Source organism: Bradyrhizobium sp. Mp19, from assembly GCF_029952935.1.
Lineage (GTDB): Bacteria > Pseudomonadota > Alphaproteobacteria > Rhizobiales > Xanthobacteraceae > Bradyrhizobium > Bradyrhizobium elkanii.
In genome coordinates this window covers 59,785-85,983 of record NZ_JASAUT010000007.1, presented here as the reverse complement: position 1 = coordinate 85,983, position 26,199 = coordinate 59,785, and the positions used below count along the sequence as shown (strand labels likewise).

Genomic DNA, 26,199 nt, shown 5'->3' with positions numbered 1-26,199 from the left:
TCGGCCGACAGCGATCGTTAGTCGGCGGGGATGAAGCGGAGTGTGCCGGCCCGGCGCGTCGGCTTGCCGGTGTCGTTCGTATGATTGACGCCGTCCATCACAGGCACCTCGGGGAAATCGAATGGGCTTACGTCGTCCAGGCAGGCCACGTTGACGGCATACAGGTTCTGGTTGGATCGTCGTTGATGATGGGTGTAGATCCCGCAGCGCGAACAGAAGAAGTGCTGCACCGATCCGGTATGGAAGCGGTAGCTTGTTAACGCATCTTCGCCGTGCAAGACCTTGATCCCGCCCATTTCCGCCATGGCAACGACGGCGCCCCGCATCCGGCAGTAAGAGCAGGTGCAGCGGCGGATCGAATTGAAGCCGTCGCTGAGCGTCGCCTCGAAACGCACCGCGCCGCAATGGCACTGGCCAGCCCGAACACCCGTGTCGCCCGTCATGTTGCTGCGTCTCCTGTCCAGATCGCTTCTGCGCCCGGCCTTGCAGCACGGACGAGAAGGTCTCAGCGAGCTCAACGCGCCGCACGCCGCAGTTCGCTCGGAACTGCGCAGGAGCATGATCTGCCGACTGGGACCGATCTCAATCCGAACGTATCGTCAGGATCGGCGCCGGACAACCGATCAAAACTCGCGCATGATAGGAGAAAAACTCACGCGAGGGCTCGATCCAAAATCTTGACGACGCTAATGCGATTTGGCGACGTAAGGGCAGCCGCCTTCATCGAGCGGACGGAAGGCCTGGTCGCCCGGCACCGTCGCGAGATACTCGTAGAGATCCCACTTGCTCTTGGACTCTTCCGGCTTCTTGATGCGCATCAGATACATGTCATGCACCATCCGGCCGTCCTCGCGCACGACGCCATTCTGGGCAAAGAAATCATTGACCGGGGTCTTGCGCATCTGCGCAATCACGGTCTCCGAATCGACCGAGTTGGTCGCGGCGACCGCCTTGAAATAGTGCCGGAGCGCCGAGTTGACGCCGGCCTGATAGGCGGTCGGCATCGCGCCATGACGCTTGAAGAACTCCTGGGCGAAGACGCGCGTCTCCGGCGTGCGATCCCAATAGAAGGAATCGGTGAACAGCAGATCGTGCGCATGCGCGAGGCCAAGCGCAGGCACGTCGGTGAGCGTCACCTGCAGTGCGACGACCTGCATGCTGGCGCGGATGTTGAACTCGTCGGCCTGCGACACCGCGTTGCGGAAGTCGGAGCCGGCATTGGCAAGCGCCAGGATCTTGGCGCCGGAGGACTGGGCCTGCAGCAGGAAGGACGAGAAATCGGCGGTGTCGAAGGGATGGCGGACCGCGCCGAGCACCTTGCCGCCGGCCGATGTCACGGCCTTGCTCGCATCGCGCTCCAGCGCCTGGCCGAACGCATAATCCGCCGTCAGGAAGAACCAGGGCGTGCCGCCGCGCGCCACCACGGCCTTCGCCGTCGCGTTCGAGGAGGCATAGGTGTCATAAGTCCACTGCACGCTGGTCGGCGAGCATTGCTTGCCGGTGAGATCAGACGAACCGGAGCCCGAAATCAGGAACAGCTTCTTGCGTTCGCGCGTCACCGTCTGGATCGCGAGCGCCACCGCGGAATTGACGCCTTCGGCGACCACGTCGACACCCTTGTTGTCGATCCAGTTGCGCACAATGCCGGTCGCCACGTCAGGCTTGTTCTGGTGATCCGCCGAAATGATCTCGATCTTGCGTCCGGCGACCGTGCCGCCGATTTCCTCCGCCGCCATTTGTGCCGCGATCACCGATCCCGGGCCATTGCCGTCGGAATATTGCCCGCTCATGTCGGTGATGATGCCGACCCGCAGCACGCCATCCTCCGCGCGGGCAGCGCCGGCTGCAAATGAGAGACACACGGCGGCCATTGCGACCAGGACATGCGAGCGTTTCGTGATGGACATTTCGTTCCCAGGGGTTTCGACGTTTCGGACGATCTCCTGAAGCAATCAGGGATCGCCGACAACCCCGTCGCCGGCATGGCGCTCTGCGATTCCGTTCAGAAATTCCGGGAGAAGGAACACAGCCATTGCGTCGACACGCGCAAGGCCGATCGTGCGAACGCCGCGACGAAATTTCGCCGCGGCGTGCGCTGAATCATACGAATGGATAATGCGTGGCGCCGAGATCGCTCAGCGCCGCTGCCACAATTGTCGTGCCAGAATGCCGGCCTTGCGTTCGATCACCTCGGCGGCGTCGAGACACATGTCCTCGCGATAGCGCGAGCCGACGATCTGGACGCCGACCGGCAATCCCTCATCGAGGCCGACCGGCACCACGGCCGCCGGCAGCCCCAGCACGTTCATCGACGAAATGAAGCGCAGGTCGTTCCAGAACAAATCCTTGACGCGCTGATCGCCGCCGAGATCGGCATTGACCTCCGGCGTCTTGCGCACCGTGGTCGGCATCACGACCAGCGGATACTGCTCGAGGAAGGTCATCCAGTTCCTGATGTGGCGCGAGCGCTCCGCGATCGCCTTCATGTAGCCGGCTTGATCGAGCTGGTTGGCCAGCGCGATGAAGCCGCGGAACGTCTTCTGGAAGTCGGCGCTGGTGGTCGCCAGCATCTGGTCCTGCTGCAGGACGCGAACCTCGGTCATGATCAGGTCGCACCAGAGCTGCCAGACCTTGTTGAGGTCGGGAACCTCGACCTCACTGACCGCATAGCCGGCATTGGCGAGATGATCGGCCGCCTTGCGCTGGAGCGCGATAACGCCGCGATCGGTCGCCATGTCCTCGGGGATCTTTGCGAGCGCGACCTTGATCGGCCCAGCCGGCTTCGGCCCCGTCAGCGGCGCCGGCACATACCAGGGATCGCGCGGATCGCGCTGCGCCATCACCTCGAGGCCGAGGCGCACGTCGGCGACGTGGCGCGCCAGCGGCCCTTGCGACGACATGAACTGCGCCATCAGCGGCCGTTCTGCCGTGGCGCTGGGATTGAACGCGGGAATGCGGCCTTGGGTCGGCTTGATGGTGGCAATGCCGTTGCAATGCGCCGGCCAGCGCAGCGAGCCGCCGATGTCGTTGCCATGCGCGATGGTGCCGATGCCGGCGGCGATCGACGCGCCGGCGCCGCCGGAGGACCCGCCGCAGGTCACATCGGCATTCCAGGGATTGCGCGTCAGGCCGTGCAACGGGTTGTCGGTGAAGCCGCGCAGCGAGAACTCCGGCGTGTTGGTCAGGCCGATGATGATTGCGCCGGCCTTCTTGAGATTCGCCGTCACCGGCGAGTCGCCCGGCGCGATGTTGTCCTTGAATGCCACCACGCCGTTCGAATTGGCCTGGCCCTCGACGTCGATATTGATCTTGATCGTAACCGGCACGCCGTGCAGCGGCCCGACGGCGCCGCCCCCGCGCTTGCTCGCAGCCAGCGCCTCGTCCGCGGCCTTGGCGGCCTGCATCGCTGACGCGCCGAGATCGACCACGACGGCGTTGAGCGCCGGATTGGCTTCCTGCATGGGGTCGAGATGGGCGCGGACCACCTCCTCCGACGTCACTTGGTTGTTTCGGATCGCCGCGGCCGTGTCCACGGCGGACCATTGCCAGATCGGTGCGTTCGTCACGTGATGTTCTCCCATGATGTTCAGTGCTTTGTTGTTGTTGGTTCAATCTCGCGGGTCGATCGGCGTCAGCTTTGATGCACGCGCCTCGATCAGCTCGGCCACTGCGAGACAGACGTCTTCCCGGAAACGGCCGGCGATCACCTGCACGCCGACCGGCGCGCCGCCCGCGGTCCCGGTCGGCACGACGACCGACGGAAAGCCGAGCGCGGGCACCGCCAGCAGCGGCCGCTGCGCGTCGAGCAGCGCACGGACCACGGTCGCGTCTTCCTGGTCCTGATCGAAACGGAACGGCAGTTGCGCCGAGACCGGCAGGATGATGACGGGATAGCGCTCCTGGAACAGCTGCCAGGCCCGCACGATCGCCAGCCGCTGCTCGAAGCAGGAGAGCACCTGATCGCCGTCGAGCTCGGGCGCGTAGGCGATATGGCACTCGAGATTGTAGCGGCTCCGATCGTCGCCGAACTTGCGGATCATCGGCGCCAGCACGCGCCGCTCCTCGTTGATGACGAGGCGATGCCAGAGATCGGCGGCCTCCGCGAGCCGCGGCGGCAAGCTCTCCTCCACGGCAAAGCCGGCCTCCGCGAGCCAGCGCCCGGCGGCGCGCACCGCCGCGCTCACCTCGCCCGCCTCGTCGCCGAACGGCGCCGCTGCGATCGCAACGCCGATCGGACGCTTGAGCTCTGGACCCTGCAGCGGCACCGGCAGCCAGGTGCCGTCGCGCGCGTCCGCCTGCGCCATGGCGGCGAGGCCGATGCGCAAGTCTGCGACCGAGCGGGCAAGCGGCCCCTGCACCGACATCACCTGCGCGGTGATCGGGCGATCGCTGGTTGCCGACGGATTGAACGCGGGGATCCGTCCCGGCGTCGGACGCAGGCCGGCGACGCCGCAGGCGTAAGCGGGATAGCGGATCGAGCCGCCGAAATCATTGCCGTGCGCGATCGCGCCCATTCCGGAAGCAACGGCCGATGCGGCGCCACCGCTGGAGCCGCCCGGCGTCAGCCGACGGCTCCACGGATTGTAGGTCGCGCCGTGCAGATCGTTGTTGGTGAACCAGCGGTGCGAAAAGGCCGGCGTGTTGGTGCGCCCGACAATGACGGCGCCCGCCTTGCGAAGATTCGCGACCACAGGGCTGTCCTCGGTGGCGATCACATCGCGGAAGGCAACGACCCCGTTGGTGGTGGCGCAGCCGCGCTGGTCGACATTGACCTTGATGGTGACCGGAACGCCGTGCAGCACGCCGAGCTCCGCGCCTGACTTCACGGCGACGTCCGCCGCGTCCGCGGCGGCCAGCGCCTCGTCGGCGAGGACGGCGACAATGGCGTTCAAGGCCGGATTGACCTCGGCGATGCGATCGAAACTGGATTGCACGGCTTCCCGGCTGGAAATCGCGCGCGTCGCGATCGCACGGGCCAGATCGACGGCCGACCAGCTCCACAACTCATTCTCGCGCCGCGTGTCCATTGTCGTTTTCTCCAAGGCGTGATGCAGCAGTCGGCCGATGCGGTTCAATCGAGCCGCAACGGCTGGTGAAAGACGGGCAGATCGATGCGCCGGTCTTCCGCGGGAACGACCACCGCCTCGGCGCTCAGCACATGATCGAGCATCACGCGCCGGGCGCGCGCGGCATTGCCGGAGCGGAACGCAGCCAGCAGACGCTTGTGAAACTCGATATTCTCGCAGGTGAAGCTGGATGCGAATTCCTGTACGCCGAGCCTGCCGATCAGATGCCTGATCGCCTCGTTGACGAACCGGCACATCAGGCCGAGCAGCGGGTTGGGACAGGCCTCGATCAGGATGTCGTGGAAATCGATCTCGGCGTGGCGATGATGTTCCCAATCGGCATCGCCGTCGGGATGATGCTCCTGGACCGCGATCGCCTTTTCCAGTGCGGCGAAATGCTCCGCCGTGAGGTGTCCGACCACGCTGAACGCGAGCTCCGGCTCGATCAGCCGGCGGATCTGGTAGATCTGCGCGGTGCTGGTCGACTGGAAATAGAAGTAGTTGCTGAGCAGGCCGACGATCCGGTTGATCGAGACCGGCGCCACCCGCGCGCCGCCGCCGGGGCCGGTGGTGTTCTGCACCAGACCCTGCACTTCCAGCGATTTGAGCGCCTCGCGGATGGTGGAGCGGCTGCAGCCGAACATCTCGATCAGCTCCCCCTCCTGCGGCAGCCGGTCGCTCGGCTGCAAGCCGGCCTGGAAGATGTGGCTGCGGATCAGGTCGGCGACCGCGTCCGAGCGCTTGCGCTTGATCGAGGCGCGGCGCGAAGGGTCGAGGGACGGGAGAGCCGATTTATCCATTTTATGATCATAAATAGGATCGCGATCATTTTGCAAGCCATGTCGGTGTTCTCGGGATGCCGAGGGCCGCCATGATGGGGATACCCCGCTCGCCTGTCAGCGGTCCCGGGGGCGTAGCGCCTACGCGGTCAAAGGGCCGACCGGATGCGGGAGATGGTGATGATGATGAGGAGCCCGCGGAGCCGAGGCGGCGTCTCGCTCAAAGCGGACTATGGTTCACGGTGTGGCGCATCTGGCGACAGAAGCCCTCCACGAACTGCGCAAGCGCCTCGAAATTGACCAGCAGCCTTTCGGCCTGCTCACGGTCAGCCGAACCAGGGGCAAACGATTCCGCCAGACGCCGCTGGCGATCCGCGCGATCCCGGCAGGCTGCGGCCCTGCTTTCGGCAAACTCCAGTTGCTCGAGTCGGCGCCCGAGCTTGTCTTCTTCCTCAAGCAGCCGCTTGTTGAGCATCGATCTCGTGTTGGTTGGAACGTCCGGGCGCTTCAGCAGATCCAGATAGTGGTCGATGTTTGCGCGCGCGGTATACTCGTTCACGTATGTGCCTCCGGCCAGTCGCAGTCTCGGTCGGCGAGGCACAGCTTCAACACTCAGGAATTGCTCGATCTCCGCCAGGAGTTGGCGAAGCTCATCGGTCGAAAAGCCTTGCAGGGCATCGTGGACCTGGCTTCGGGTGCTTTCCGGATAGACGGCGTTGTCTTCGGCCATTGGCGTAAGGCAAAAATCAAAAAGTAAAGCCCTGTCAGGCACACACCAAATCAACAAATCAACGGCAGCTCGAACGATGCCGACGCGAACAATGATTCTGTCATCGCGCGCGCTCGCGAATCCAATGGCGTTCAAGATAAGTTACGGGCGGAACATCGCCTAGTGCACTCTGTGCCAGCCGCGCCCTGAGCCTGCCATCGGCCAAGTCTTGGTTGCCGCATCGTTAAGGCCAGAACAGGCCGCTCCAAAAATCAAAGCAGACGGCTGCGGATGCGAACAGGCGGGCACCGAAGGATGCAGCATGTGAGGGCAAGCGACGGAGAATCCGGATCGCTCAGCCGGAGGTGCGCTGCGCCTCGAGGCCGCGGCTGTAGCGCGACATCGCAAAGCAGAACACGAAGTAGATCACGCCGACGAATGCATAGACCTCGACGCTGAAGGCCCGCCAGGCCGGATCGACGATCGCGGTGTTGGCGGTGGTCCAGAGATCGAAGATGCCGATGATCAGGACCAGGCTGGTGTCCTTGAAGAAGGCGATGAAGGTGTTGACCAGCGGCGGGATGACGTGGCGGATCGCCTGCGGCAGCACGATCAGCGCGTTCTTCTCCCAGTAGGACAGCCCGAGCGCGTCGGCGGCCTCATATTGTCCGCGCGGCACCGCCTGCAGACCGCCGCGCACCACTTCCGCAAGATAGGCGCCGGCATGGAAGGTGGCGGCAGGCGAGCGATGGGCCGCTATTGTGAAAACGCCCAGTAAAGGTGCTTTTCGTCTTCCGACAACAGCCTCACATGGTTGATAAAGTCCCAGACCATTTCTCCGAAGGCACTGCCGCCGCCCTGGCTCGACTTGGCGGATACCATATCGAGCTCGTGCCAGCCCCTGTACATTTCCTCGTCGATGCTTTCCAAGCGGTCCTTCATGGCCTGAGCATTGAAAGCGCCGCAAGATTCGGTGAACAGGCTTCTGACCGGATGGATTTGCCACATGCCGCGATGGCGCTCTTCGCTGCCCTGCTGCCCGTAGACACCCGACTCTCCACTGAACGGAAACGCGCCGCGCGTCGCCTTGATCATCTCGCGGCGCTTGGCGTTGCCTTCCTTGATGTCGACATACACCGATATGACCATATCGTTGTAGTACCAGAGGTCCAGGCACGCCGGATATCCAGCGTTCAGGATCACTTGCACGAGCTTTTTGATACGCTGCCCCTTGTAGCCCTTCATGCCCTGCGCAAGCGCAAGCAGGCGCATCAGAAACGTCTTGGCATCATTTGGAGTCCAGACGCAGATATCCTCGGCCTCGAAATCGATCGGATCATGATCGACGGGCGGGATGTAGATGATGCCGGGATTGGCCGAATTGCTGAACATCCAGTTGTTGCCGCTGGGGCTGACCTTGACGCATCCCACATAGTGGCTGAGGTACCAGTTCACGACATCGGGGTCGTCGGTCATGAAGTTGAAATAGATCAGCTCCTTGACTCCGACACTGAACTTCTCGGCGACGGTGTACCAGTCTTCCTGCGGCCGGGTATCTCCCGGTCGGACGGGGCCGTGCGGCCGGTAGGGAATGCCGCCTTGCATCAATCCCCAATTGCGTGGGACGGGCATGCCCTTTGGCGGTCGCTCGATCGGGTGAGGCGAGCGTTTCGGGGGCGCCATGGCATCGATCTCCTCATATGCGGCGTGATCGCATCACATGAGTGCAAGTTGCCGCTGCCGGGGTTCACGCGCTCACGGAGATGTTTTCCACTTTCTCAAGCTTGTCCGGATGGGGCATCTCAGGTTCCGCGCAGAGCGGATCGATTCATCACGGCAGGCTCCAAAACGTCCCATGCGACGAAGGAAAATGCGATGCGACCCAGACAAACGCATAGAGGTCGAGGCTTCGCGCTCGAACGTGATCACCGCCTCAGCCGTGGGCGCGCTGCGCTTCGAGGCCGCGGCTGTAGCGCGACATCGCAAAGCAGAACACGAAGTAGATCACACCGACGAACACATAGACTTCGACGCTGAAGGCCTGCCAGGCCGGATCGACGATCGCGGTCTTGGCGGTGGTCAAGAGATCGAAGATGCCGATGATCAGCACCAGGCTGGTGTCCTTGAAGAAGGCGATGAAGGTGTTGACCAGCGGCGGGATGACGTGGCGGATCGCTTGCGGCAGCACGATCAGCGCGTTCTTCTCCCAGTAGGAGAGCCCGAGCGCGTCGGCGGCCTCATATTGTCCGCGCGGCACCGCCTGCAGGCCGCCGCGCACAACTTCCGCAAGGTAGGCGCCGGCATAGAGGATGAAGGCGATCTGGGCGCGCAGCAATTTGTCGATGTTGACGCCGTCCGGCATGAACAGCGGGAACATGACGCTCGCCATGAACAACAGGCTGATCAGCGGCACGCCGCGGATCAGCTCGACATAGAGCACGCAGAGCGAGCGGATCGCCGGCAATTTCGAGCGGCGGCCGAGCGCCACCAAAATTCCGAGCGGGAAGCCGAACGCCAATCCGAAAGTCGCGAGGATCAGCGTCACCGGCAGCCCGCCCCAGCGGTCCTGCGTGACAAAGGACATGCCGAGAAAGCCGCCCCACATCAGGCACCCGATCGCGATCAAGGAAGCGGCCCACACCAGGAACAGCTCCTTGCGCCAGAAGCTGCGGCGGCTCGAGACCACGAACAGTGCGATGAAGATCACGACCGCGAGCGCCGGCCGCCACTGCTCGCTGAACGGATAGGTGCCGAACAGGATGAAGCGGTACTTCTCGGGGATCACCGCCCAGCAGGCGCCGACGCCGCGCAGCGCGCGGCAGGCGCTGGTGTCGTTGCCGGAGACGATCCAGATCGCGTTGGCGATGCCCCATTGCCAGAGGCCGATGCACGCCTTGGCGAGCACGAACAGCAACAGCAGCGTCATGATGCTCGACGTCACGGACGCGAACAGGTTGGCGCGCAGCCAGGCCACGATCTGGCCGCCGAGCGTGCGCTGCACGCGGCGCCGGCCGATCGGCAGCGGATCCTGCGGGAGATGTGCGACCGAGCTCATGTCAGCGCTCCACCAGCGCGATCCGCGCGTTGTACCAGTTCATGAACAGGCTGATGCCGAGGCTGATGGTGAGGAACACCATCATGATCAGCGCGATCGACTCGATCGCCTGCCCGGTCTGGTTCAGCGTGGTGTTGGCGATCGAGACGATGTCCTGGTAGCCGACCGCGACCGCGAGCGAGGAATTCTTGGTCAGGTTCAGGTACTGGCTGGTCATCGGCGGGATGATGACGCGCAGCGCCTGCGGCAGCACGATGTGCTGCAGCACGAAGCTGCGCTTCAGCCCGAGCGCCTTGGCGGCGTCCGACTGGCCGCGCGGCACCGCCTGGATGCCGCTGCGCACGATCTCGGCGATGAACGCCGAAGTATACGTGACGAGCGCGATCAGCAGCGCGAAATATTCCGGCGCCAGGGTCAGCCCGCCGACGAAGTTGAAGCCGCGCAGTTCGGGCAGCATGACGCTCCAGCTCGCGCCCAGCAGCCACGACACCAGCGCCGGCAGCGCGATGATGAGGCCGAGCGCGTAGGGCCAGGCCGGCCGCGCCTTGCCATCGAGCATCTGCTGCGCGATCAGGCGGCGCCTGACGATGAGGAAGACGATCACGCCGGCGACCAGCGCAACGAGCGTCCAGCCATTGGCCTCATGCAGCGGCACCGACGGCAGCACCAGGCCGCGGTTGGACAGATAGACCCCGTCGACCGGCTTCCACGCCTGGCGCGCCGCCGGCAGGCCCTGCATCAGCACGTACCAGAACAACAGCTGTAGCAGCAGCGGCAGGTCGCGCAGCACCTCGACATAGACCGCGGCGAGCCGCGCCAGCAGCCAGTTCGACGACAGCCGCGCGATGCCGACCAGCGTGCCGATCACGGTCGCCAGCACGATGCCGATGACCGCGACGCGCAGCGTGTTGACGACGCCGACGATGAACGCGCGCAGATAAGTGTTCTTCGGCGTGTAGTCGATCCAGCTGTCGGCGATCGGCATGCCGGCCTCGCGGCCGAGGAAGGCAAAGCCGGTCGAGATGCGCCGCACCGAGAGGTTATGGACCGCGTTCGACCACAGCCAGGCGACGACGGCGACCGCGATGGCGACCACCAGGATCTGCCAGAACAGGCCTGCGACGCGGGGATCGCTGAGCGAAAGCCGCCAGGGCCGGGCGGGAGGGCGTTTCGGCGTCGATGTCGTCACAGCACAAGGACCCCAGTGAGAAGCGATCTTCTGCCATGCGCAAGAGCGTTTTCGGGCGAAGCGGATACCGGTTCGCGTGAAGAAAACGCGTCAACCTCAAATCCTGCGCGCGTCATATGTTGCACCAAATTAATATTTGTGCAACATATGTTTCATGGCCCAGGCTCAGCCGAAACCATCGCCCCTGAACGAATTGTGCAGCGCACTGCCGTCGCTGCCGATGCGCTTGCAGGAGGTCGGCCGGTTCGTCGCCGCCAATGATTACGACGCCACCACCCGCTCGATGCGCGAGCTCGCCTCGGTCGCCGGCGCCGATCCTGCCTCATTTACCCGTCTTGCCAAGGCACTCGGCTATTCCGGCTGGGACGAATTGCGCGCCGCGCTCACCGAGGCGCGCCGGCCGGCACAGGGCTCGCCGTTCTCCGGCCGCGCCAGGAGCCGCCGCGCCGGGCCGAATGCCGATGTCAAACTGGTGCACGACAAGTTGGAGGCCGAGGCCGCGGGCCTTGCGCGGATTTCAGCGAGCGCGATCGCGGAAGCCGCGCGTGCGCTGCACTCCGCTGACCGGATCTGGATATCGGGGTTTCGCAGCTGCCGCAGCGTCGCGGAACTGCTGACCTATCAGCTTCGCCTGTTCCGCCCCGATGCCGTGCAATTGGTCGGCGGCTCCGGCCCGTTCGATCTCGACCACGGCGCCTTCCGCTCAGGCGACGCCGTGGTCGTGATCGGCTTTGCGCCCTACACCCTGGTCAGCGTCGAGACGGCGCGCGCGGCGCATCAGGCGCGCGCCGCGCTGATTGCGATCGCCGACACCATCACAGCTCCGATGGCCGAAGGCGCCGATCATCTGCTGCTGTTCGAGGCCGCCTCCTCCCCCGGCTTCTTCCCGAGCCTCACCGGCGCGATCGCGGTCGCCCAGTCGCTGGCCGCCGTCGCTTTCACGCTGGGCGGCGCCGGGGCAAAGCGCAAGCTGGAGGAGACCGAGGGCCGGCTTGCCGAGATGTCGCAATATTTTGTCGAGAAAGGATGAGTGTCATGGCCGCCAACAAGAGCCGCGTGATGCATCGCAGCCTGCGCGAGACCCCACCGAAGGCGGTTGGCGGTGACGGCGTCTGGCTGATCGCGGAGGATGGCCACCGCATTCTGGATTCCTCCGGCGGCGCCGCGGTGTCGTGCCTCGGCCATCAGCATCCGCGGATCCTTGCCGCGATCGGCAAGCAGGCCTCGAAGATTGCCTATGCGCATACCGGCTTCTTCTCCTCCGAGCCTGCGGAAGAGCTCGCCGAGCGGCTGGTCGGCCACGAGCCCGGCGGCCTCGGCTATGTCTATTTCGTCAGCGGCGGGTCGGAGGCGATCGAGGCCTCGATCAAGCTGGCGCGGCAATATTTCATCGAGCGCGGCGAGCCGAAGCGCGCGCGCTTCATCGCGCGCCGCCAGAGCTATCACGGCAATACGCTCGGCGCGCTGTCGGCCGGCGGCAATGCCTGGCGCCGCGAGCCCTACGCGCCGCTGCTGTCGCCCTCGTTCAGCCATGTCACGCCGGCCTTCGCCTATCACGAGAAGCGCGACGATGAATCGGAGGCGGCGTTCGTGGCGCGGCTTGCCGCGGAGCTCGAGGCCGAATTCCAGCGGCTCGGCCCCGATACGGTCGCGGCGTTCATCGCCGAGCCCGTGGTCGGCGCCACCGCCGGCTGCGTGCCTGCGCCTGAGGGTTACTTCAAGGCGGTGCGCGAGATCTGCAACCGCCACGGCGCGCTCCTGATCCTCGACGAGGTGATGTGCGGCATGGGCCGCACCGGCACACTGCACGCATGGGAACAGGAGGGCATCTCGCCCGACATTCAGGCGGTCGCCAAGGGCCTCGGCGGCGGCTATCAGCCGATCGGCGCGATGCTTGCCAGCGGCACGATCGTCGACACGGTGCGCAACGGCTCCGGCGCGTTCCAGCACGGCCACACCTATCTGGCGCATCCGCTCGCCTGCGCCGCCGCGCTCGAAGTGCAGAAGGTGATCGCTGAGGAGAAGCTGCTCGACCAGGTCAAGGAGCGCGGCCGCCAGCTCGAGCAGCGGCTCACCGAACGGTTCGGCAATCACCGCCATGTCGGCGACATCCGCGGCCGCGGCCTGTTCTGGGGTATCGAGCTGGTCGCCGACCGTGCGACGCGGCAGCCGTTCGACCCCAAGCTGAAGCTGCATCAGCGGATCAAGTCCGCGGCCTTCGCCGGCGGGCTCGGCTGCTATCCGTCGGGCGGCACCGCCGACGGCCAGCGCGGCGATCACGTGCTGCTCGCCCCGCCCTATATCGCGACTTCCGGCGACATCGACATGATCGTCGAACGGCTAGGCGCTGCGGTCGACGGCGCGTTGAAGGATGTTGGTCACGGAGCATGATCCGGAAAAACGGGCACCGGTTTTCCCGCGACAAACGCGAAGCGTTTGCGCAGGGGTCATGCTCAAACGTTTGGAGGAGGAGGAAGACATGCTGAGGGGTATCATCACTCTAACCGTTCTCGCCGCAGGCATCGCGGGCGCGAGCGCGGCGACGCTCGACACCGTCAAGCAGCGCGGCACGCTGGTGTGCGGCGTCTCGACCGGCTTTGCCGGCTTCTCTGCGCCGGACTCGCAAGGCAACTTCAAGGGCCTCGACGTCGACTATTGCCGTGCGCTTGCCGCCGGCGTGCTCGGCGATCCCGCCAAGGTGCGCTACGTCGCGCTGACCGCGCAGAACCGCTTCACCGCGCTGCAGTCGGGCGAGATCGACGTGCTCTACCGCAACTCGACGCAGACCTTTCTGCGCGGCACCACGCTCGGGCTGCGGCAGGGACCGGTCAATTTCTACGACGGTCAGGGCTTTGTCGTGAAGAAGGACCTCGGCGTGAAGGAGCTGAAGGACCTCAAGGGCGCCACCGTGTGCGTCGCCCAGGGCACCACGCATGAAGTGACGCTCGGCGACTACGGCCGCGCCAACGGCATCGACTGGAAGCCGCTGGTGTTCGACCGCGTCGACACCATGTACCAGACCTTCTTCGGCGGCCGCTGCGATGCCATGACCCAGGATGCTTCCGCGCTCGCCGGCGCGGTCGCGACCGCAGCCCCGAAGGCCGATGACTATGTCGTGCTGCCGCAGACCATCAGCAAGGAGCCGCTCGGTCCGTTCACGCGCAACGGCGACGAGGTCTGGAGCGACATCATCACCTGGCTGCATTACGGCCTGATCGAGGCCGAAGAGCTCGGCGTCACCCAGGCCAATGCCGACGAGATGGCGAAGTCGCAGGTCCCGGCGATCCAGCGCCTGCTCGGCGCGTCGGGCGATCTCGGCTCGCGCCTCGGGCTCGACAACAAATGGCTGGTCGCCGCCATCAAGTCCGGCGGCAATTACGGCGAGATCTTCGAGCGCAATGTCGGCAAGGCAAGCCCGCTGAAGCTCGAGCGCGGCCTCAACGCCACCTGGAGCAAGGGCGGGTTGATGTACGCGATTCCGTTCAAGTGATGACCTGAGAAATCTCGAATCTATCCCTCCCGTCATTGCGAGCGAAGCGAAGCAATCCATCGCGCCACAAGTAGAGAGATGGATTGCTTCGTCGCTATCGCTCCTCGCAATGACGGGGTTGATAGGTTCATAGCCTCCGACCTCGCCCTGATTGCGGGGAGAGAGCCCCTCACCCCACCCCTCTCCCCGCGAAGGGCGGGGAGAGGGAGAAAAAGGAAGAGGCGGCAACAATCCCATGCGCATCACCCTGATTCACGCCCTGAAGCACTCGATCGTGCCGATCGAAGCATCATTCGCACGACATTGGCCGGAGGCGCGGCTGATGAACCTGCTCGACGACAGCCTGTCGGCGGACCTCGCGCGCGACGGCAAGCTTGACGAGCGCATGACCGAGCGGTTTCTGACCATGGGCCGCTATGCTGTCGGCACCGGCGCCAATGGCATTCTGTTCACCTGCTCGGCGTTCGGGCCGTGCATCGAGGCGGTGGCGCGCGAGCACGCGCCGATGCCGGTGCTGAAGCCGAACGAGGCGATGATCGAACAGGCGGTGGCGAAGGGCCAGCGGATCGGCCTGCTCTCGACCTTTCCGCCGACGCTGGTCTCGATGCCGCCGGAATTCCCGTCACGGGTCACGCTGGTGCCGAAGCTTGCCGAGGGCGCGCTGGCGGCGCTCGACCGCGGCGACCGCGCCGAGCATGACCGCATCGTGGTCGAGGCGTCCAAGGAGCTGCGCGACTGCGATCTGATCGCGCTCGCCCAGTACAGCATGGCCCCGGCCGCCGAGCGCGTCGCTGAAGCGACCGGCCGCGAAGTACTCACGACGCCCGACAGCGCGGTCAAGAAGCTGAAGGCGATGCTCGGAATCGCGTAGGCGCGTCCATGATCGCCAGGTTCGGCGGTAGTGGCTTTTGGCCCGTAGCCGACAAACAAGTCTATCGATAGTGTGCCTCGCGGCCTCGGCGGAGGCTCGTGTGACGTCTCCTTCTGCCGTCACATAAGCTTTCCAGGCTGAGGCGGCCAACTTCCGGCCGAGACGAGGGCAAACTACCGATGCGAAATACCCCTTTCCTTGCGATTGCGGCCATCGTTGCTTTCCTCGAACCTGCCGCCGCCCAACAGGCCCCGCCTGCATCATCGGCGAGCGCCTCCGCCGCGCAACTGACGCACAAGCTGAACGCCTATGTCGGGTGCATCAACCGTCTCTCGGCGCGCTCGTACGAATCCCGCGAACGTTACTTTTCCTGGGCCGCCAAGAACGGTCCGACCGGCAAGGAACGGATCATCTACGGAACCTACACGATCTACGACACGTCCGACTGCAAGACGAGCGTCGCGGCCGCCAATGCAGCGGACCCGCACGACGCCGAGCTTGAAGCCGCCGCGAACGCGTATGTTGCGGCCGTCACCACGCTTGAGCCGCTGTTGAAGGAGGCGGACGATTACTACACCCAGGAGAACTACAAGGACGACAAGATGGCCAAGGGCAAGGCGCTGCATCCGCGGCTGGTCGCGGCCTGGGATGCGTTTGCCGGCGCCGACACGGCGCTGCGCGCCGGCGTCGAGGCCATCAATGACAAGCGCGCCGCCGAGCAGCTGGCCGCGATCGAGGCCAGCGAAGGCCGCAAGTCGCACTACTATGTCGAGGCCCTTATGATCCAGGCCAAACGCGTGCTTCGCGCGCAGCAGGCCGATAAACCCGACCTCGACGCGATAACCCAGGCGCTCAACGAGTATGAGGCCACGGTGAAGGCGATGGACGAGGCCTCGGGCAAGGACGGCGACGCCAAGCTCGGCTCGATGTTCATCGGCAGCGCCAAATCATTCCTCACCACGGCGAAGCAGCTCATGCGCCGCGTTCGCGACAAGGTGCCTTACAGCTCCGGTGAGAAGATGATGCTGAGCAACGCCGGCGCCGGCTGGATGGTGGAAGGATCGCCGGCGCGGCTGATGCGCGACTACAATCAGCTCGTCGACGGCTACAACCGCGGCGCCCGCATCTGAATGGCCGCGCCGGACGTTGCGGTGCGGTGCCGGAATGGCAGGCGATGCTTCCCGTCGTTGCGAGCGCAGCGAAGCAATCCATCGCTCCGCATATCCGGATAATGGATTGCTTCGTCGCTTCAGCGCAAAATTGCTTCGCAATTTTGTCGCGAGCTCCTCGCAATAACGGAGCCGCCAATCTTCGTCAGGCCGCTCACGCCCCCGCGTCGTGCACGTTCAGATCGACGCCCTGCGGATCCCTAATCGTCGACACCGTGATCAGCGAGATCAGCGACAGCACCGCGATGTAGACGCCGACGCGCCAGGACTGGCCGTAGGTGCCGATGATCCACTGCGCGATCATCGGCGCGAAGGCGCCGCCGAAAATGGCGCCGAGCGCATAGCCGATCGAGACGCCGGAATAGCGCACCTTGGCTGGAAACAGCTCGGCATAGAGCGCCGCCTGCGGGCCGTAGGACAGGCCGAGCGCAATGGTGAGCCCGACGGCACTGACGAAGAACAGCAAGAGGTTCTTGCTGTCGATCAAGAACCACATCGGCACCGCCCACAGCACCATCAGGGTGTAGCCGATCTGGAAGCAGCGCACGCGGCCTATCTTGTCGCCGAGGATGCCGCCGAGCAGCGTGAAGATGAACCAGCTTACCGCCGCGAGCGTGCCGATCAGCAGCAGCTGCTCGGACGGCATCTTCAGCGTGTTGGCGCCGTAGCTGATGATGAACGCGATCAGGATGTAGCCGGCCGCATTGTTGGCCATGAAGATCAAGGCCGTGCGCAGGATCTCCTTGGCATGATTGCGCATCAGCTCCTTGAGCGGCGCGGAGGATTCCTTGTGCCGCCGCTGCATCGCTTTGAACACCGGAGACTCTTCGACCGTGCGGCGGATCACGATGCCGACGACGATCAGCACGATCGACAGCAGGAACGGAATCCGCCAGCCCCACTCGATCATCGCCTGCTTGCCAAGCGTCGCGGTGAGCACCCACAGCACGCCGGTCGCCAGGATCATGCCGAGCGGCGTGCCGATCTGCGGGAACGAGCCGAAGAAGCTGCGCTTGTCGACGGGAGCCGATTCCACCGACATCAGCGCCGCCCCGCCCCACTCGCCGCCGGCCGAGAAGCCTTGCAGGATGCGCAGCAGAATGAGGAGCGACGGCGCCCAGGCGCCGATCTGCGCGTAGGTCGGCAGCAGGCCGACCAGCGCGGTCGCCGCCCCCATCAACAGCAGCGTGACGACGAGCATGTTCTTGCGCCCGAAGCGGTCGCCGAGATGGCCGCAGACGATGGCTCCTAACGGGCGGAACAGGAATGACAGGCCGAGCGTCGCGAACGACACGATCTGCGCCAGCAGCGGATTGTTCGCATTCATCGGCGCGAAGAACAGCGCGCCGAACACCAGCCCCGCCGCCTGGGCGTAGACGAAGAAGTCGTACCACTCGATGGTGGTGCCGACGAGCGTTGCGGTGAGGACCTTGCGCTCCTCATCCGACAGTTCGGCGCCGCGCGAGCGCGCGGACAATTCGATGGACATGTCGCCTCCCCAAACCCGTTCTTGAACCTGTTCTTGGCCGCGCGGGCGTGGTCGGCGGCGATGCGCCTGCCCCGCACGGATGCTGGCCCCGGGATTAGCAGAGGTTTCCGCGCGGCACGAGAAAAATAGTTGCAGACGCAACGATATTCGACGAATTGTGCTTTTGGTCCCGGTTCCCGACCCCGTTACCTCGACCGCGACCGGCGGGCAGCCATCCCGAAACGCCGATTGTGCATCGCAGCAAGATCGCTACGATGCGAGGATTCCCAAGAGGTTGCTAAGTGTCTGACATCAATGCCGATGCCTGGGTTTCTTCAGGCCACCGCCCGATGGGCTTCCCGGAATTCGTCGTCGTCATCGCCTCGATCATGGCGCTGAACCCGCTGGCGATGGACATGATGCTGCCGGCGCTGCCGAACATCCGCTCCGCGTTCCAGATCGCCGACGCCAACCGCCCGCAGATGGTGCTGTCGATCTTCCTGGTCGGCTTCGGCGTCGGCCAGTTCGTGATGGGCCCGCTGTCGGACCGCTTCGGCCGCCGCCCGGTGCTGCTCGGCGGCATGACCGTCTACACCATCGCCGGCCTGCTCGCGATCATGGCGCCCTCGTTCGAGACGCTACTCCTGGCGCGCGCCCTGCAAGGGCTCGGCACCGCGGCGACCCGCGTGATCGCGACCTCGATCGTGCGCGACTGCTACGCGGGACGCCGGATGGCGAGCGTGATGTCGCTGGCGATGATGGTGTTCATCGCGGTCCCCGTGATCGCGCCGTCATTCGGCCAGGCGGTGATGCTGCTGACGCACTGGCGCGGCATCTTCGTGCTGCTGATGATCTACGGCGTGATCGCACTGGCCTGGAGCGCGATGCGGATGCCGGAGACGCTGCCCAGAGAGCTGCGCAAGTCGCTGGCGATTCCAGAGGTCTTGTCCGCGTTCCGTCAGACCATCACAAACCGCCAGACGTTCGGCTATGCGCTTGCCGCCGGCGGCGTGCAGGGCTCGCTGTTTGCCTTCGTGTTCTCCTCGCAGCAGATCTTCACCGAGATCTTCAAGCTCGGGCACTACTTCCCGGTCGCGTTCGCGGCCTGCGCGGTCGGCGTCGCGATCGCCGGATTCCTCAATTCGCGCATCGTCGGCCGCATCGGCATGCGGGTGATTTCGCACGCCGCGCTGACCGGCTTTGCCGTCGTCGCAGGCGCCCTGCTACTGGCGGTGAAGACCGACACGCTGTCGCTGCCGCTGTTCATGGTGCTGTCGGGCCTGATGATGTTCGCGTTCGGGCTGATGATGGCGAATTTCACCGCGCTCGCGATGGAGCCGCAGGGCAAGATCGCCGGTACCGCCTCGTCGCTGTACGGCACGATCACGACGTTGCTTGGGATCGGCGTCGGCACCACGATCGGCCAGGATTACGACGGCACCTTGCTGCCGTTCGCGACCGGCTTCTTCCTCTGCACGCTGGCCGCGCTCGCCGTTGTATTGGTGACGGAGAAGGGCCGGATGTTCCGGCCGCATCATCATCCGATTTGATCGTCGTAGCCCGGATGAAGCGAAGCGAAATCCGGGACGGTATCGCCTGCGGCACGAACCCCGGATTGCGCTTCGCTCCATCCGGGCTACGATTTTGAGATCGCGTCAGGCTTCGCGAGTCCGTCCGACGCTGCTTTGCGCCCGGGCGGGCGCCACCGCACGCCGCGTTACCGCAAATCCCTCCATCCCGAGCTGCCACTGCAGGCCCACGATCGCGCCCTTGGTCGGCTGCAGCAGCGCGAGCGCGCTGAACAACGTCACCGGCAGCCAGATCGCAAGTTGCAGCCAGGCCGGCGGCGCGTAGTTCATCTCGAGCCACAGCAGCGCCGGCACCACGACGTGGCCGACCACGACGATCACGAGATAGGCCGGGAAATCGTCCGCGCGCTGCGGGGTGAAGTCCTCGCTGCAGACTTCACAGTGATCGGCGACTTTGAGGAAGCGGCCGAACAGATGGCCGCGCCCGCAGTTCGGGCACTTCATGGTGAAGCCGCGCCACATCGCCTTTGGCAGGGAAACCGTCTCGGTCATCGTCGTTTTCCTTTGGCCGTTGTCCTTGACCTGATCTGATGATCCATACAATATGGATTATAGCACCTACAATCAAAGACAAAGCGTCAGATTGCATGGATTGGATCCCTACAGTTTCGGAATGGCACGGCCCGATGTTCCTGCGCATCGTCGATGCGCTAGCCGCCGACATCGCGAGCGGCCGGCTGGTCCGCGGCCAGCGGCTGCCGACCCATCGCGCGCTGGCCTCGGCGCTCGATATCGATCTGACCACGGTGACGCGGGCCTATGGCGAGGCGCGGCGGCGCGGACTGCTCGACGCCCGTGTCGGCCAGGGTACATTCGTCTCGGAGACCACCGCGCGCGCCGCCTCCGACCTGCCTGCGCCCGTCAACATCGACCTGTCGATGAACCTGCCGCCGCAGCCGGTCGAGGCCAATCTCGACCTGCGCATCGCGCAGGGACTTGCGACCATCCGCTCCGAGGCCGGGTTCTCCGCCTATCTCGGCTATGCGCGGCCCGGCGGCACCACTGAGGAGCGCGAGGCCGGCGCCGCGTGGCTCGCGCCGCGCGTGCCGCAGGCCTCGGCCGACCGCATCGTGATCTATCCGGGTTCGCAGGCGATCATCTTCAACGCGCTGCTGGCGCTGACATCGCCGGGCGATGTCGTGGTGACGGAGGCGTTGACGTTTCCCGGCATCAAGGCCGCGGCGGCGCGGCTCGATGTCCGCCTGGTCGGGGTTGCGATGGACGCCGAGGGCGCGCGGCCCGAAGCGCTCGACGAGGCCTGCCGCAAGCACAAGCCGAAGGCGGTCTATCTGGTGCCGACACAGCAAAACCCGACCACGGCGACGATGAGCGCGATCAGACGCAGGGCGATCGCCGATATCATCAGCAAGCGCGGCTGCGTCCTGATCGAGGACGACGTCTACGGGCCGCTCGAACCACAAGCGGCGCCGATCGCAACCCTGATTCCGGAGCGCACCTACTTCGCCGCGAGCATCGCAAAATGCATCGCGCCGGCCTTGCGCGTCGCCTATCTCCTGGCGCCCGATGCGAGCGCCGAGCAGCGCATGCGCGCCGGCATGCAGGCCACCATGCAGATGCCGCCATCGCTGATGGTCGCGCTGGTCACGCAATGGCTGCGCTCCGGCGTCGCCGCCGACATCATCCGCGCCATCCGCAACGAGGCGGCCGCGCGCCAGCAGCTTGCGGCCCGCGTCCTCAAGGGCGTCACTTACGCGGCACGGCCGGCGAGCCACCATCTCTGGATGCCGCTGCCGAAGCATTTCGACGGCACGGACCTGTTGTCGCATCTGATGCGCAACGGCCTCGCCGTGGTCGGCGAAGACGCCTTTGCGGCGGGCGAAGCCGCGCCGCGCGGCCTGCGCGTCTCGCTGGGCGCCGCGCGCAACCGCGCCGAGCTGAGCCAGGCGCTGCAGGTGCTGTCAAATGCGGTGCGCACGCCCGTCGGCGCTACCCAAATCGTATAATTCCGGCGATCGCCGGGAATAAATTCGCTCCAAAATGATTATGGTGCGCGGGGGCGCACGCCGTTAAAACTCTGCGCTCAGGGCATCAGGCAGGGGCGAGCTTTTCAATGTCGTGCGGATATGATCGGGCAGTCCACCGTGCTGTGCTGACGCTTCGCGGGGCAGTGACCGCGATCGGTTGTCTTGCAGTTGTCATATCAGGCGGGGCGCGCGCCTCCGATGCCCCTGCACCGGCACCGGAGAAACTCGAACGCATCACCGCGTTCTTTGACAACGAAGTTGCGACAGGAAAAATTCCGGGCGCAGTCATCCTGATCCAGCAGCACGGCAAGCCGGTCTATCTGAAGACCTTCGGCTATCGCGACGTCACGACCAAATCGCCGATGCGGCCGGACACGATGTTCGCGCTGCACTCGATGACCAAGCCGATCACCAACACCGCCGCGATGATGCTGGTCGACGAAGGTAAATTGTCGCCGCAGGATCCGCTGTCGAAATACATCCCGGCCTTCGCCGACGTGAAGGTCGCCATCGAACCGGATGGTGGAAACGATCCGGCCAAGGTTGAGCTGGTGCCGCCGATCCGGCCGGTGACCATTGAAGATATCATGCGCCACACTTCGGGCATCACTTACGAATATATCGGCGCCGACTGGATACAGAAGATCTACCGCGCAGGCCATCTGTTCAACGGCAAGTTCGACAACAAGGAATTCGCGGCGCGGCTGGCCAAGCTGCCGCTGTCGCGGCAGCCCGGCACGCTGTGGCGTTACGGTCATTCCACCGACGTGCTCGGCAGGGTGATCGAGATCGTCTCGGGCAAGACGCTCTATCAGTTCGAGAAGCAGCGCATCTTCGATCCCCTGGGGATGAACAACACCACATACGTGCTCGACGCCGAGACCGAACGGACGCGGCTGGCGGAGCCGCTGCCCTCGGACACGATCCTGATCGAGGGAGAGAATGACCGGCGCGCGCATCCGGAGTGGGAATCCGGCGGCGGCGGCCTGGTATCGACCATCCTCGACTACGCGCGCTTCGCGCAGATGCTGCTCAATGGCGGCGAGCTCGACGGCAAGCGCTATCTCAGCCCCGCAGCCTTCAAGGCCATGACGACGGACCATATCGGGCCGGGCTCCGGCGTCGGCCGCGACTACTGGTACTTCCCCGGCGACGGCTTCGGTTACGGCTACGGCATTGCCGTGCGCACCGATCCCGGCATTGCCAAGCCGCCACCGCCCGGCTCGATCGGCGAGTTGAAATGGGACAGCGGCAGCGGCACCTATTTCGGCGTCGATCCGAAGCTCGACATGATCTACATCATGCTCGAGCAGACCCAGAACGAGCGCCAACGCATCACGCCGGCATTCCGCAAGCTGGTCTACGACGCGTTCAGCCCGGATTGAAATCCCACCGTCATTGCGAGCGCAGCGAAGCAATCCATCTCGCCGCATGGGGATAGATGGATTGCTTCGTCGCTTCAGCGCAAAATTGCTTCGCAATTTTGTCGCGAGCTCCTCGCAATGACGCGGAAACCTCCCCGCCTTACGTCTTCCGCCGAACCGTTTCCTGCCTGCGCCGTGCTGCGGCCGCGATCAGGCTCGCGGTGCATTCGTTGCAGACGAACGCACACTCATCCGTAAACAAGCAAATCCGTGCATCGAGGCCAACCGCATCATCGTCGACGATCCCCTCGATAATGCCACCGCAGCACACGCATTGGTGGTGCGACGTCAATTCTCGTTCCATGACGCGCTCTCCAGCCGTCGCAGCTTCCCTCTCGCAGCTTCCCTCACGCTATATACTATCGTATATATCGAGACGACAAGGCAGGCGGGTGAACAATCCGGTCGGGAACCCTGCAGACAACAACCATCGACCGGAGACGATCGCCGAGAAAATCCTGCCTGGTCCAACCAGGTTCATTGAGGATACGCGATCATGATAAAAAACAATGGCGACGCGGGACGTCCGCGCGCAACGGGAGAACTGCTCAAGATCCGCCGCGCATCGCTGGAGCGTTTTCGAGCGAAGCGGATACAGGTTCGCGTGAAGAAAACGCGTCAAACCAAGTATCTAGCGAGCGCTGCGGCCATCATCCTCGCGCTCGGTGCGGCCGGCGCAGTGCGTGCCGAAACGGCTCCGGTCGGCGTTCCCGACAAGAGCTTTCCGGAGAGCGTGACCTCGACCTCCGACGGAACGCTTTACGTCGGCAGCTTCAACCATGGCGGCGTGACGAAGATCTCGGGCGGCAAGGCCGAGCAACTGGTCAAGCCGGGCGCCGCCGACAGCCGCTCGACGCTCGGCGTCCTCGCCGACGAGAAGAGCGGCACGCTCTATGTCTGCTCCAACGACATCAGCGCGATGGGCGTTGCGGGGCCAAGCGACGTTAAGGGCGCCTGGCTGAAAACCTTCGATCTCAAGAGCGGCGCGCCGAAGGGCAGCTTTGCCTTGAGCGATCCGAAATCGTTCTGCAACGACATCGTGGTCGGTGCGGACGGCACCGCCTATGTGAGCGATTCCTTTGCGCCGTTCGTCTACAGCCTGAAGCCGGGCGGCACGGCGCTGGCGACGTTCGCGACCGATCCGCAGCTCGCGCCCGCCAAGGACGGCGTCGGGCTCGACGGCATCGCGATCGGCGCCGACGGCAATCTTTACGTCACGACCTTCATTCCGGCCAAGCTGTTCAAGATCGAGGTGAAGGACGGCAAGGCCGGCGCCGTGACCGAGCTGAAGCCATCGCGGCCGCTCGACCACGCCGACGCGCTGCGGGCCCATGGCGGCGGCTTCCTGCTGATCGAGGGCAACGGCAAGCTCGACAAGGTCACGGTGAAGGGCAGCGAGGCCACCATCGACACCATCAAGGATGGCCTCGCCGAACCGGTCTCGGTGACGCAGGTCGGTGATGTCGGCTGGGTCGCCGAGGGCAAGCTGTCCTACGTGATCGGCGACAACAAGGGCAAGGACCCCGGCCCGTTCAAGCTGACGCCGATCGCGCTGCCGAAATAGCGGCGGGCTGAGTTACGCTTCGCAGCAAACTCGGTGTATCTCCCCGGCTGTTAGGTCGGGTCGCATCGACAGATGCGATCCGACTCCTCACGGCGTTCGTGCTTAAAGGCCGCGCCGTACTGGATGCCTGTGCGGGGCATGGCACCGGAGAGATGAGAGCCCGCGGCTCCTCCAACACGTCGTCCCTGCCTAGTGTGCAATTGCGCACGGGAGCAGGGACCCATACTCCGCGGCGGACCTTGTTGAAGGAATTCGTCGTTCCAGCATCGCCCAGCAATTGGCATTTGTGGTTATGGGTCCCTGCTTTCGCAGGGACGACCATGCCGGCACGATTTCTGAATAATGGAAGAATACCGCTGATTTGCCCGACGAGTCAAGTTGCGGTGTCGAACGCCGGCGGCGCCGGCTACTTTGCATGGGGTTGTTTTCGATATTTTGGCAGTGTGCCCCTGCGGCCTCGGCACCGACCGATGCGGTCGCACCGCCGTCATCACTGATCCGCTAGATCACATAGAACCCGTGCGTGCCGTCGCGGCGAAGCTGGTCGACGAGGCCGTACTCCCAGTCGAGATAGGCTTGCATCGCCTGCTCCGCGACGCCGGTGCCTTCATAGGGCCGCCGGTAGCGGTGCGCGGGATCGGGCCGCGGCACGACGCGCGGCGATCCGACTTCGAGCCTGCCGTCATAGCCGCCGTCGAGCACATAGACCTCCCAGCCCATCTGCGCCAGCCAGGACGCCGTCATGTCGGCGCGGATGCTCTTGTCGTCGGTCAGCACGATGCGCGCGCCGCGCACGGGCGCGGCCATGTCGATTTCCTGCACCAGCTGGCCGCCGGCATGGTGGCGAAAGCCGGCAAGGTGGCCGGCCGTGTATTCCTCGGCATCGCGCACGTCGAAGCGATACAGCGTACGGTGCGCGTCCTCGTCCAGCGCGGCGAGTTCATCGATCCCGATGTGACGGACGCCGGCGCGATAGGCGACGTCGCGCGCATTGTCGCCTGCGCCCTCGAACGGACCGATGCCGCCGCGCTTGCCGGCGCCGTGCTCGAGATCGTGCTTCGCCAGCGTCCAGCCGATCGTGCCGTTGCGCAGCGCCCGCACCCTGTTGGGCAGTCCGGCATTGATCAGCGACTGCGTGCCGATGATCGAGCGGGTGCGGCCGGCGCAGTTGACGATGATGGTGGTGTCGGGATCCGGCGCCGCGCCGCCGGCGCGCAGCACCAGCTCGGCGCCAGGCACGCTGACCGAGCCCGGGATGTTCATGGTGGCATATTCGTCGAAGCGGCGGACATCGAGGATCGCGATGTTGGCCTTGTCCGAGATCAGCGCGGCGACCTCGTCGGCGCTCAGCGACGGCGTGTACCTGCGCGACTCGACCAGCTCGCCAAACGCCTTGGCGTAGGAATTGACGTCCTCGAACACCTCGTAACCGGCCGCCTTCCAGCCCTGCAAGCCGCCCGCAAGCGCAGCAACGTCGCTATAGCCCAGCGCCCGCAACTGGTCGGCCGCGGCGACGACCAGCCCCTCGCCGTTGTCGTAAAGGACGATCGGCACGTCCTTGCGCGGCAGTCGCAGCTCGGCTTCGAGCGCGATCCGGCCGGCCGCCATGTTGGCGGCGAACAGCGGATGGCCGGTGGCGAACTCCGCCTCATGCCTGACGTCGAGCAGCGCGATCTCCCGGCGCAGCAGCAGCGTTGCGCGGATGGTCTGGGGCGTGACGGAAACAAGTGTCATGGAATGCTGGCCTCGGCAGGAAACGGGCAGGCTTGCTCTAGGCCGAAATCGCGCCTCGTCAATAGCTTTAACCGGCCCGCAACCCCGATCTCCGGGAGACGGGGGTC

The 26,199-nt window shown here is 65.0% G+C and carries 22 protein-coding genes and 1 pseudogene; 9 read left to right on the top strand and 14 right to left on the bottom strand.

Annotated features, from left to right (window positions below; genetic code table 11):
- Positions 1 to 17 precede the first annotated feature (17 nt).
- From QJT82_RS11415 to QJT82_RS11370, 10 genes and pseudogenes are all read right to left on the bottom strand, one after another.
- Positions 18 to 443, bottom strand: coding sequence for a GFA family protein (locus QJT82_RS11415; protein ID WP_028339565.1), 426 nt, complete (start codon positions 441 to 443; stop codon positions 18 to 20).
- A 243-nt stretch (positions 444 to 686) separates the two neighbouring features.
- Complete coding sequence (locus tag QJT82_RS11410; RefSeq protein WP_035631119.1) at positions 687 to 1,907, bottom strand: ABC transporter substrate-binding protein; 1,221 nt, start codon at positions 1,905 to 1,907, stop codon at positions 687 to 689.
- A gap of 228 nt (positions 1,908 to 2,135) precedes the next feature.
- On the bottom strand, positions 2,136 to 3,581 hold the full coding sequence (locus QJT82_RS11405) for an amidase family protein (protein ID WP_035631120.1): 1,446 nt from the start codon (positions 3,579 to 3,581) through the stop codon (positions 2,136 to 2,138).
- A 27-nt stretch (positions 3,582 to 3,608) separates the two neighbouring features.
- A complete protein-coding gene (locus QJT82_RS11400) occupies positions 3,609 to 5,027 on the bottom strand; it encodes an amidase family protein (protein ID WP_028339567.1) in 1,419 nt (472 codons plus the stop codon).
- A gap of 44 nt (positions 5,028 to 5,071) precedes the next feature.
- On the bottom strand, positions 5,072 to 5,866 hold the full coding sequence (locus QJT82_RS11395; RefSeq protein WP_051447765.1) for an FCD domain-containing protein: 795 nt from the start codon (positions 5,864 to 5,866) through the stop codon (positions 5,072 to 5,074).
- Positions 5,867 to 6,065: 199 nt separating this feature from the next.
- Positions 6,066 to 6,710 carry a hypothetical protein gene (locus QJT82_RS11390; RefSeq protein WP_245288668.1) on the bottom strand — a complete coding sequence of 215 codons (645 nt, stop codon included), beginning with the start codon at positions 6,708 to 6,710 and terminating at the stop codon, positions 6,066 to 6,068.
- Between the two features lie 199 nt (positions 6,711 to 6,909).
- Positions 6,910 to 7,278 (bottom strand): annotated as a pseudogene (locus tag QJT82_RS11385) (amino acid ABC transporter permease); the annotation flags it as partial.
- A gap of 32 nt (positions 7,279 to 7,310) precedes the next feature.
- Positions 7,311 to 8,237 (bottom strand): hypothetical protein, encoded by a 927-nt coding sequence (locus tag QJT82_RS11380; RefSeq protein ID WP_155258384.1) that lies wholly within the window; start codon positions 8,235 to 8,237, stop codon positions 7,311 to 7,313.
- A 250-nt stretch (positions 8,238 to 8,487) separates the two neighbouring features.
- On the bottom strand, positions 8,488 to 9,609 hold the full coding sequence (locus tag QJT82_RS11375) for an amino acid ABC transporter permease (RefSeq protein ID WP_028339571.1): 1,122 nt from the start codon (positions 9,607 to 9,609) through the stop codon (positions 8,488 to 8,490).
- 1 nt (position 9,610) lies between these two features.
- Positions 9,611 to 10,723 carry an ABC transporter permease subunit gene (locus tag QJT82_RS11370; RefSeq protein ID WP_245288674.1) on the bottom strand — a complete coding sequence of 371 codons (1,113 nt, stop codon included), beginning with the start codon at positions 10,721 to 10,723 and terminating at the stop codon, positions 9,611 to 9,613.
- 229 nt (positions 10,724 to 10,952) lie between these two features.
- Between QJT82_RS11370 and QJT82_RS11365 the strand changes: the two genes are divergently transcribed.
- From QJT82_RS11365 to QJT82_RS11345, 5 genes are all read left to right on the top strand, one after another.
- On the top strand, positions 10,953 to 11,828 hold the full coding sequence (locus tag QJT82_RS11365) for a MurR/RpiR family transcriptional regulator (RefSeq protein WP_028339573.1): 876 nt from the start codon (positions 10,953 to 10,955) through the stop codon (positions 11,826 to 11,828).
- Between the two features lie 5 nt (positions 11,829 to 11,833).
- Positions 11,834 to 13,189, top strand: coding sequence for an aspartate aminotransferase family protein (locus QJT82_RS11360; RefSeq protein ID WP_028339574.1), 1,356 nt, complete (start codon positions 11,834 to 11,836; stop codon positions 13,187 to 13,189).
- Between the two features lie 88 nt (positions 13,190 to 13,277).
- Positions 13,278 to 14,288, top strand: a complete 1,011-nt coding sequence (locus tag QJT82_RS11355; protein WP_028339575.1) for an amino acid ABC transporter substrate-binding protein — start codon at positions 13,278 to 13,280, stop codon at positions 14,286 to 14,288.
- Positions 14,289 to 14,523: 235 nt separating this feature from the next.
- The gene (locus tag QJT82_RS11350) at positions 14,524 to 15,159 is read left to right on the top strand and encodes an aspartate/glutamate racemase family protein (protein ID WP_028339576.1); all 636 of its coding nucleotides are present in this window, start codon (positions 14,524 to 14,526) and stop codon (positions 15,157 to 15,159) included.
- A 179-nt stretch (positions 15,160 to 15,338) separates the two neighbouring features.
- Positions 15,339 to 16,289 (top strand): YiiG family protein, encoded by a 951-nt coding sequence (locus QJT82_RS11345; RefSeq protein ID WP_035631121.1) that lies wholly within the window; start codon positions 15,339 to 15,341, stop codon positions 16,287 to 16,289.
- Positions 16,290 to 16,482: 193 nt separating this feature from the next.
- On the opposite strand, the gene QJT82_RS11340 is transcribed toward QJT82_RS11345, so the two are convergent.
- Entirely contained in the window at positions 16,483 to 17,817 is a 1,335-nt protein-coding gene (locus QJT82_RS11340; protein ID WP_028339578.1) for an MFS transporter, read from the bottom strand.
- Positions 17,818 to 18,098: 281 nt separating this feature from the next.
- Here QJT82_RS11340 and QJT82_RS11335 point away from each other — a divergent pair, with 281 nt between their 5' ends.
- Positions 18,099 to 19,346, top strand: coding sequence for a multidrug effflux MFS transporter (locus QJT82_RS11335; protein ID WP_028339579.1), 1,248 nt, complete (start codon positions 18,099 to 18,101; stop codon positions 19,344 to 19,346).
- A 105-nt stretch (positions 19,347 to 19,451) separates the two neighbouring features.
- Here the strand turns inward: QJT82_RS11335 and QJT82_RS11330 are convergent, their stop codons facing one another.
- The gene (locus QJT82_RS11330) at positions 19,452 to 19,928 is read right to left on the bottom strand and encodes a DUF983 domain-containing protein (protein ID WP_028339580.1); all 477 of its coding nucleotides are present in this window, start codon (positions 19,926 to 19,928) and stop codon (positions 19,452 to 19,454) included.
- A 44-nt stretch (positions 19,929 to 19,972) separates the two neighbouring features.
- Here QJT82_RS11330 and QJT82_RS11325 point away from each other — a divergent pair, with 44 nt between their 5' ends.
- Both QJT82_RS11325 and QJT82_RS11320 read left to right on the top strand, forming a co-directional pair.
- Positions 19,973 to 21,349, top strand: coding sequence for a PLP-dependent aminotransferase family protein (locus tag QJT82_RS11325; protein ID WP_028339581.1), 1,377 nt, complete (start codon positions 19,973 to 19,975; stop codon positions 21,347 to 21,349).
- Between the two features lie 164 nt (positions 21,350 to 21,513).
- On the top strand, positions 21,514 to 22,755 hold the full coding sequence (locus tag QJT82_RS11320) for a serine hydrolase domain-containing protein (RefSeq protein ID WP_035631138.1): 1,242 nt from the start codon (positions 21,514 to 21,516) through the stop codon (positions 22,753 to 22,755).
- 139 nt (positions 22,756 to 22,894) lie between these two features.
- On the opposite strand, the gene QJT82_RS11315 is transcribed toward QJT82_RS11320, so the two are convergent.
- The gene (locus QJT82_RS11315; protein WP_155258385.1) at positions 22,895 to 23,098 is read right to left on the bottom strand and encodes a hypothetical protein; all 204 of its coding nucleotides are present in this window, start codon (positions 23,096 to 23,098) and stop codon (positions 22,895 to 22,897) included.
- Positions 23,099 to 23,290: 192 nt separating this feature from the next.
- Between QJT82_RS11315 and QJT82_RS11310 the strand changes: the two genes are divergently transcribed.
- Positions 23,291 to 24,358 (top strand): hypothetical protein, encoded by a 1,068-nt coding sequence (locus tag QJT82_RS11310; RefSeq protein WP_028339583.1) that lies wholly within the window; start codon positions 23,291 to 23,293, stop codon positions 24,356 to 24,358.
- Between the two features lie 501 nt (positions 24,359 to 24,859).
- Here QJT82_RS11310 and QJT82_RS11305 read toward each other — a convergent pair.
- Positions 24,860 to 26,092 (bottom strand): rhodanese-like domain-containing protein, encoded by a 1,233-nt coding sequence (locus QJT82_RS11305; protein WP_028339584.1) that lies wholly within the window; start codon positions 26,090 to 26,092, stop codon positions 24,860 to 24,862.
- Between the last annotated feature and the right edge of the window lie 107 nt (positions 26,093 to 26,199).

Excerpts from the sequence above, each read along its gene's own strand:
- QJT82_RS11360 (WP_028339574.1), top strand. The coding sequence starts at position 11,834 with ATGGCCGCCAACAAGAGCCGCGTGATGCATCGCAGCCTGCGCGAGACC.
- QJT82_RS11315 (WP_155258385.1), bottom strand. The coding sequence starts at position 23,098 with ATGGAACGAGAATTGACGTCGCACCACCAATGCGTGTGCTGCGGTGGC.
- QJT82_RS11415 (WP_028339565.1), bottom strand. The coding sequence starts at position 443 with ATGACGGGCGACACGGGTGTTCGGGCTGGCCAGTGCCATTGCGGCGCG.
- QJT82_RS11405 (WP_035631120.1), bottom strand. The coding sequence starts at position 3,581 with ATGGGAGAACATCACGTGACGAACGCACCGATCTGGCAATGGTCCGCC.
- QJT82_RS11410 (WP_035631119.1), bottom strand. The coding sequence starts at position 1,907 with ATGTCCATCACGAAACGCTCGCATGTCCTGGTCGCAATGGCCGCCGTG.
- QJT82_RS11365 (WP_028339573.1), top strand. The coding sequence starts at position 10,953 with ATGGCCCAGGCTCAGCCGAAACCATCGCCCCTGAACGAATTGTGCAGC.
- QJT82_RS11310 (WP_028339583.1), top strand. The coding sequence starts at position 23,291 with ATGATAAAAAACAATGGCGACGCGGGACGTCCGCGCGCAACGGGAGAA.
- QJT82_RS11325 (WP_028339581.1), top strand. The coding sequence starts at position 19,973 with ATGGATTGGATCCCTACAGTTTCGGAATGGCACGGCCCGATGTTCCTG.
- QJT82_RS11395 (WP_051447765.1), bottom strand. The coding sequence starts at position 5,866 with ATGGATAAATCGGCTCTCCCGTCCCTCGACCCTTCGCGCCGCGCCTCG.
- QJT82_RS11355 (WP_028339575.1), top strand. The coding sequence starts at position 13,278 with ATGCTGAGGGGTATCATCACTCTAACCGTTCTCGCCGCAGGCATCGCG.
- QJT82_RS11305 (WP_028339584.1), bottom strand. The coding sequence starts at position 26,092 with ATGACACTTGTTTCCGTCACGCCCCAGACCATCCGCGCAACGCTGCTG.
- QJT82_RS11380 (WP_155258384.1), bottom strand. The coding sequence starts at position 8,237 with ATGGCGCCCCCGAAACGCTCGCCTCACCCGATCGAGCGACCGCCAAAG.
- QJT82_RS11340 (WP_028339578.1), bottom strand. The coding sequence starts at position 17,817 with ATGTCCATCGAATTGTCCGCGCGCTCGCGCGGCGCCGAACTGTCGGAT.
- QJT82_RS11350 (WP_028339576.1), top strand. The coding sequence starts at position 14,524 with ATGCGCATCACCCTGATTCACGCCCTGAAGCACTCGATCGTGCCGATC.
- QJT82_RS11400 (WP_028339567.1), bottom strand. The coding sequence starts at position 5,027 with ATGGACACGCGGCGCGAGAATGAGTTGTGGAGCTGGTCGGCCGTCGAT.
- QJT82_RS11345 (WP_035631121.1), top strand. The coding sequence starts at position 15,339 with ATGCGAAATACCCCTTTCCTTGCGATTGCGGCCATCGTTGCTTTCCTC.
- QJT82_RS11375 (WP_028339571.1), bottom strand. The coding sequence starts at position 9,609 with ATGAGCTCGGTCGCACATCTCCCGCAGGATCCGCTGCCGATCGGCCGG.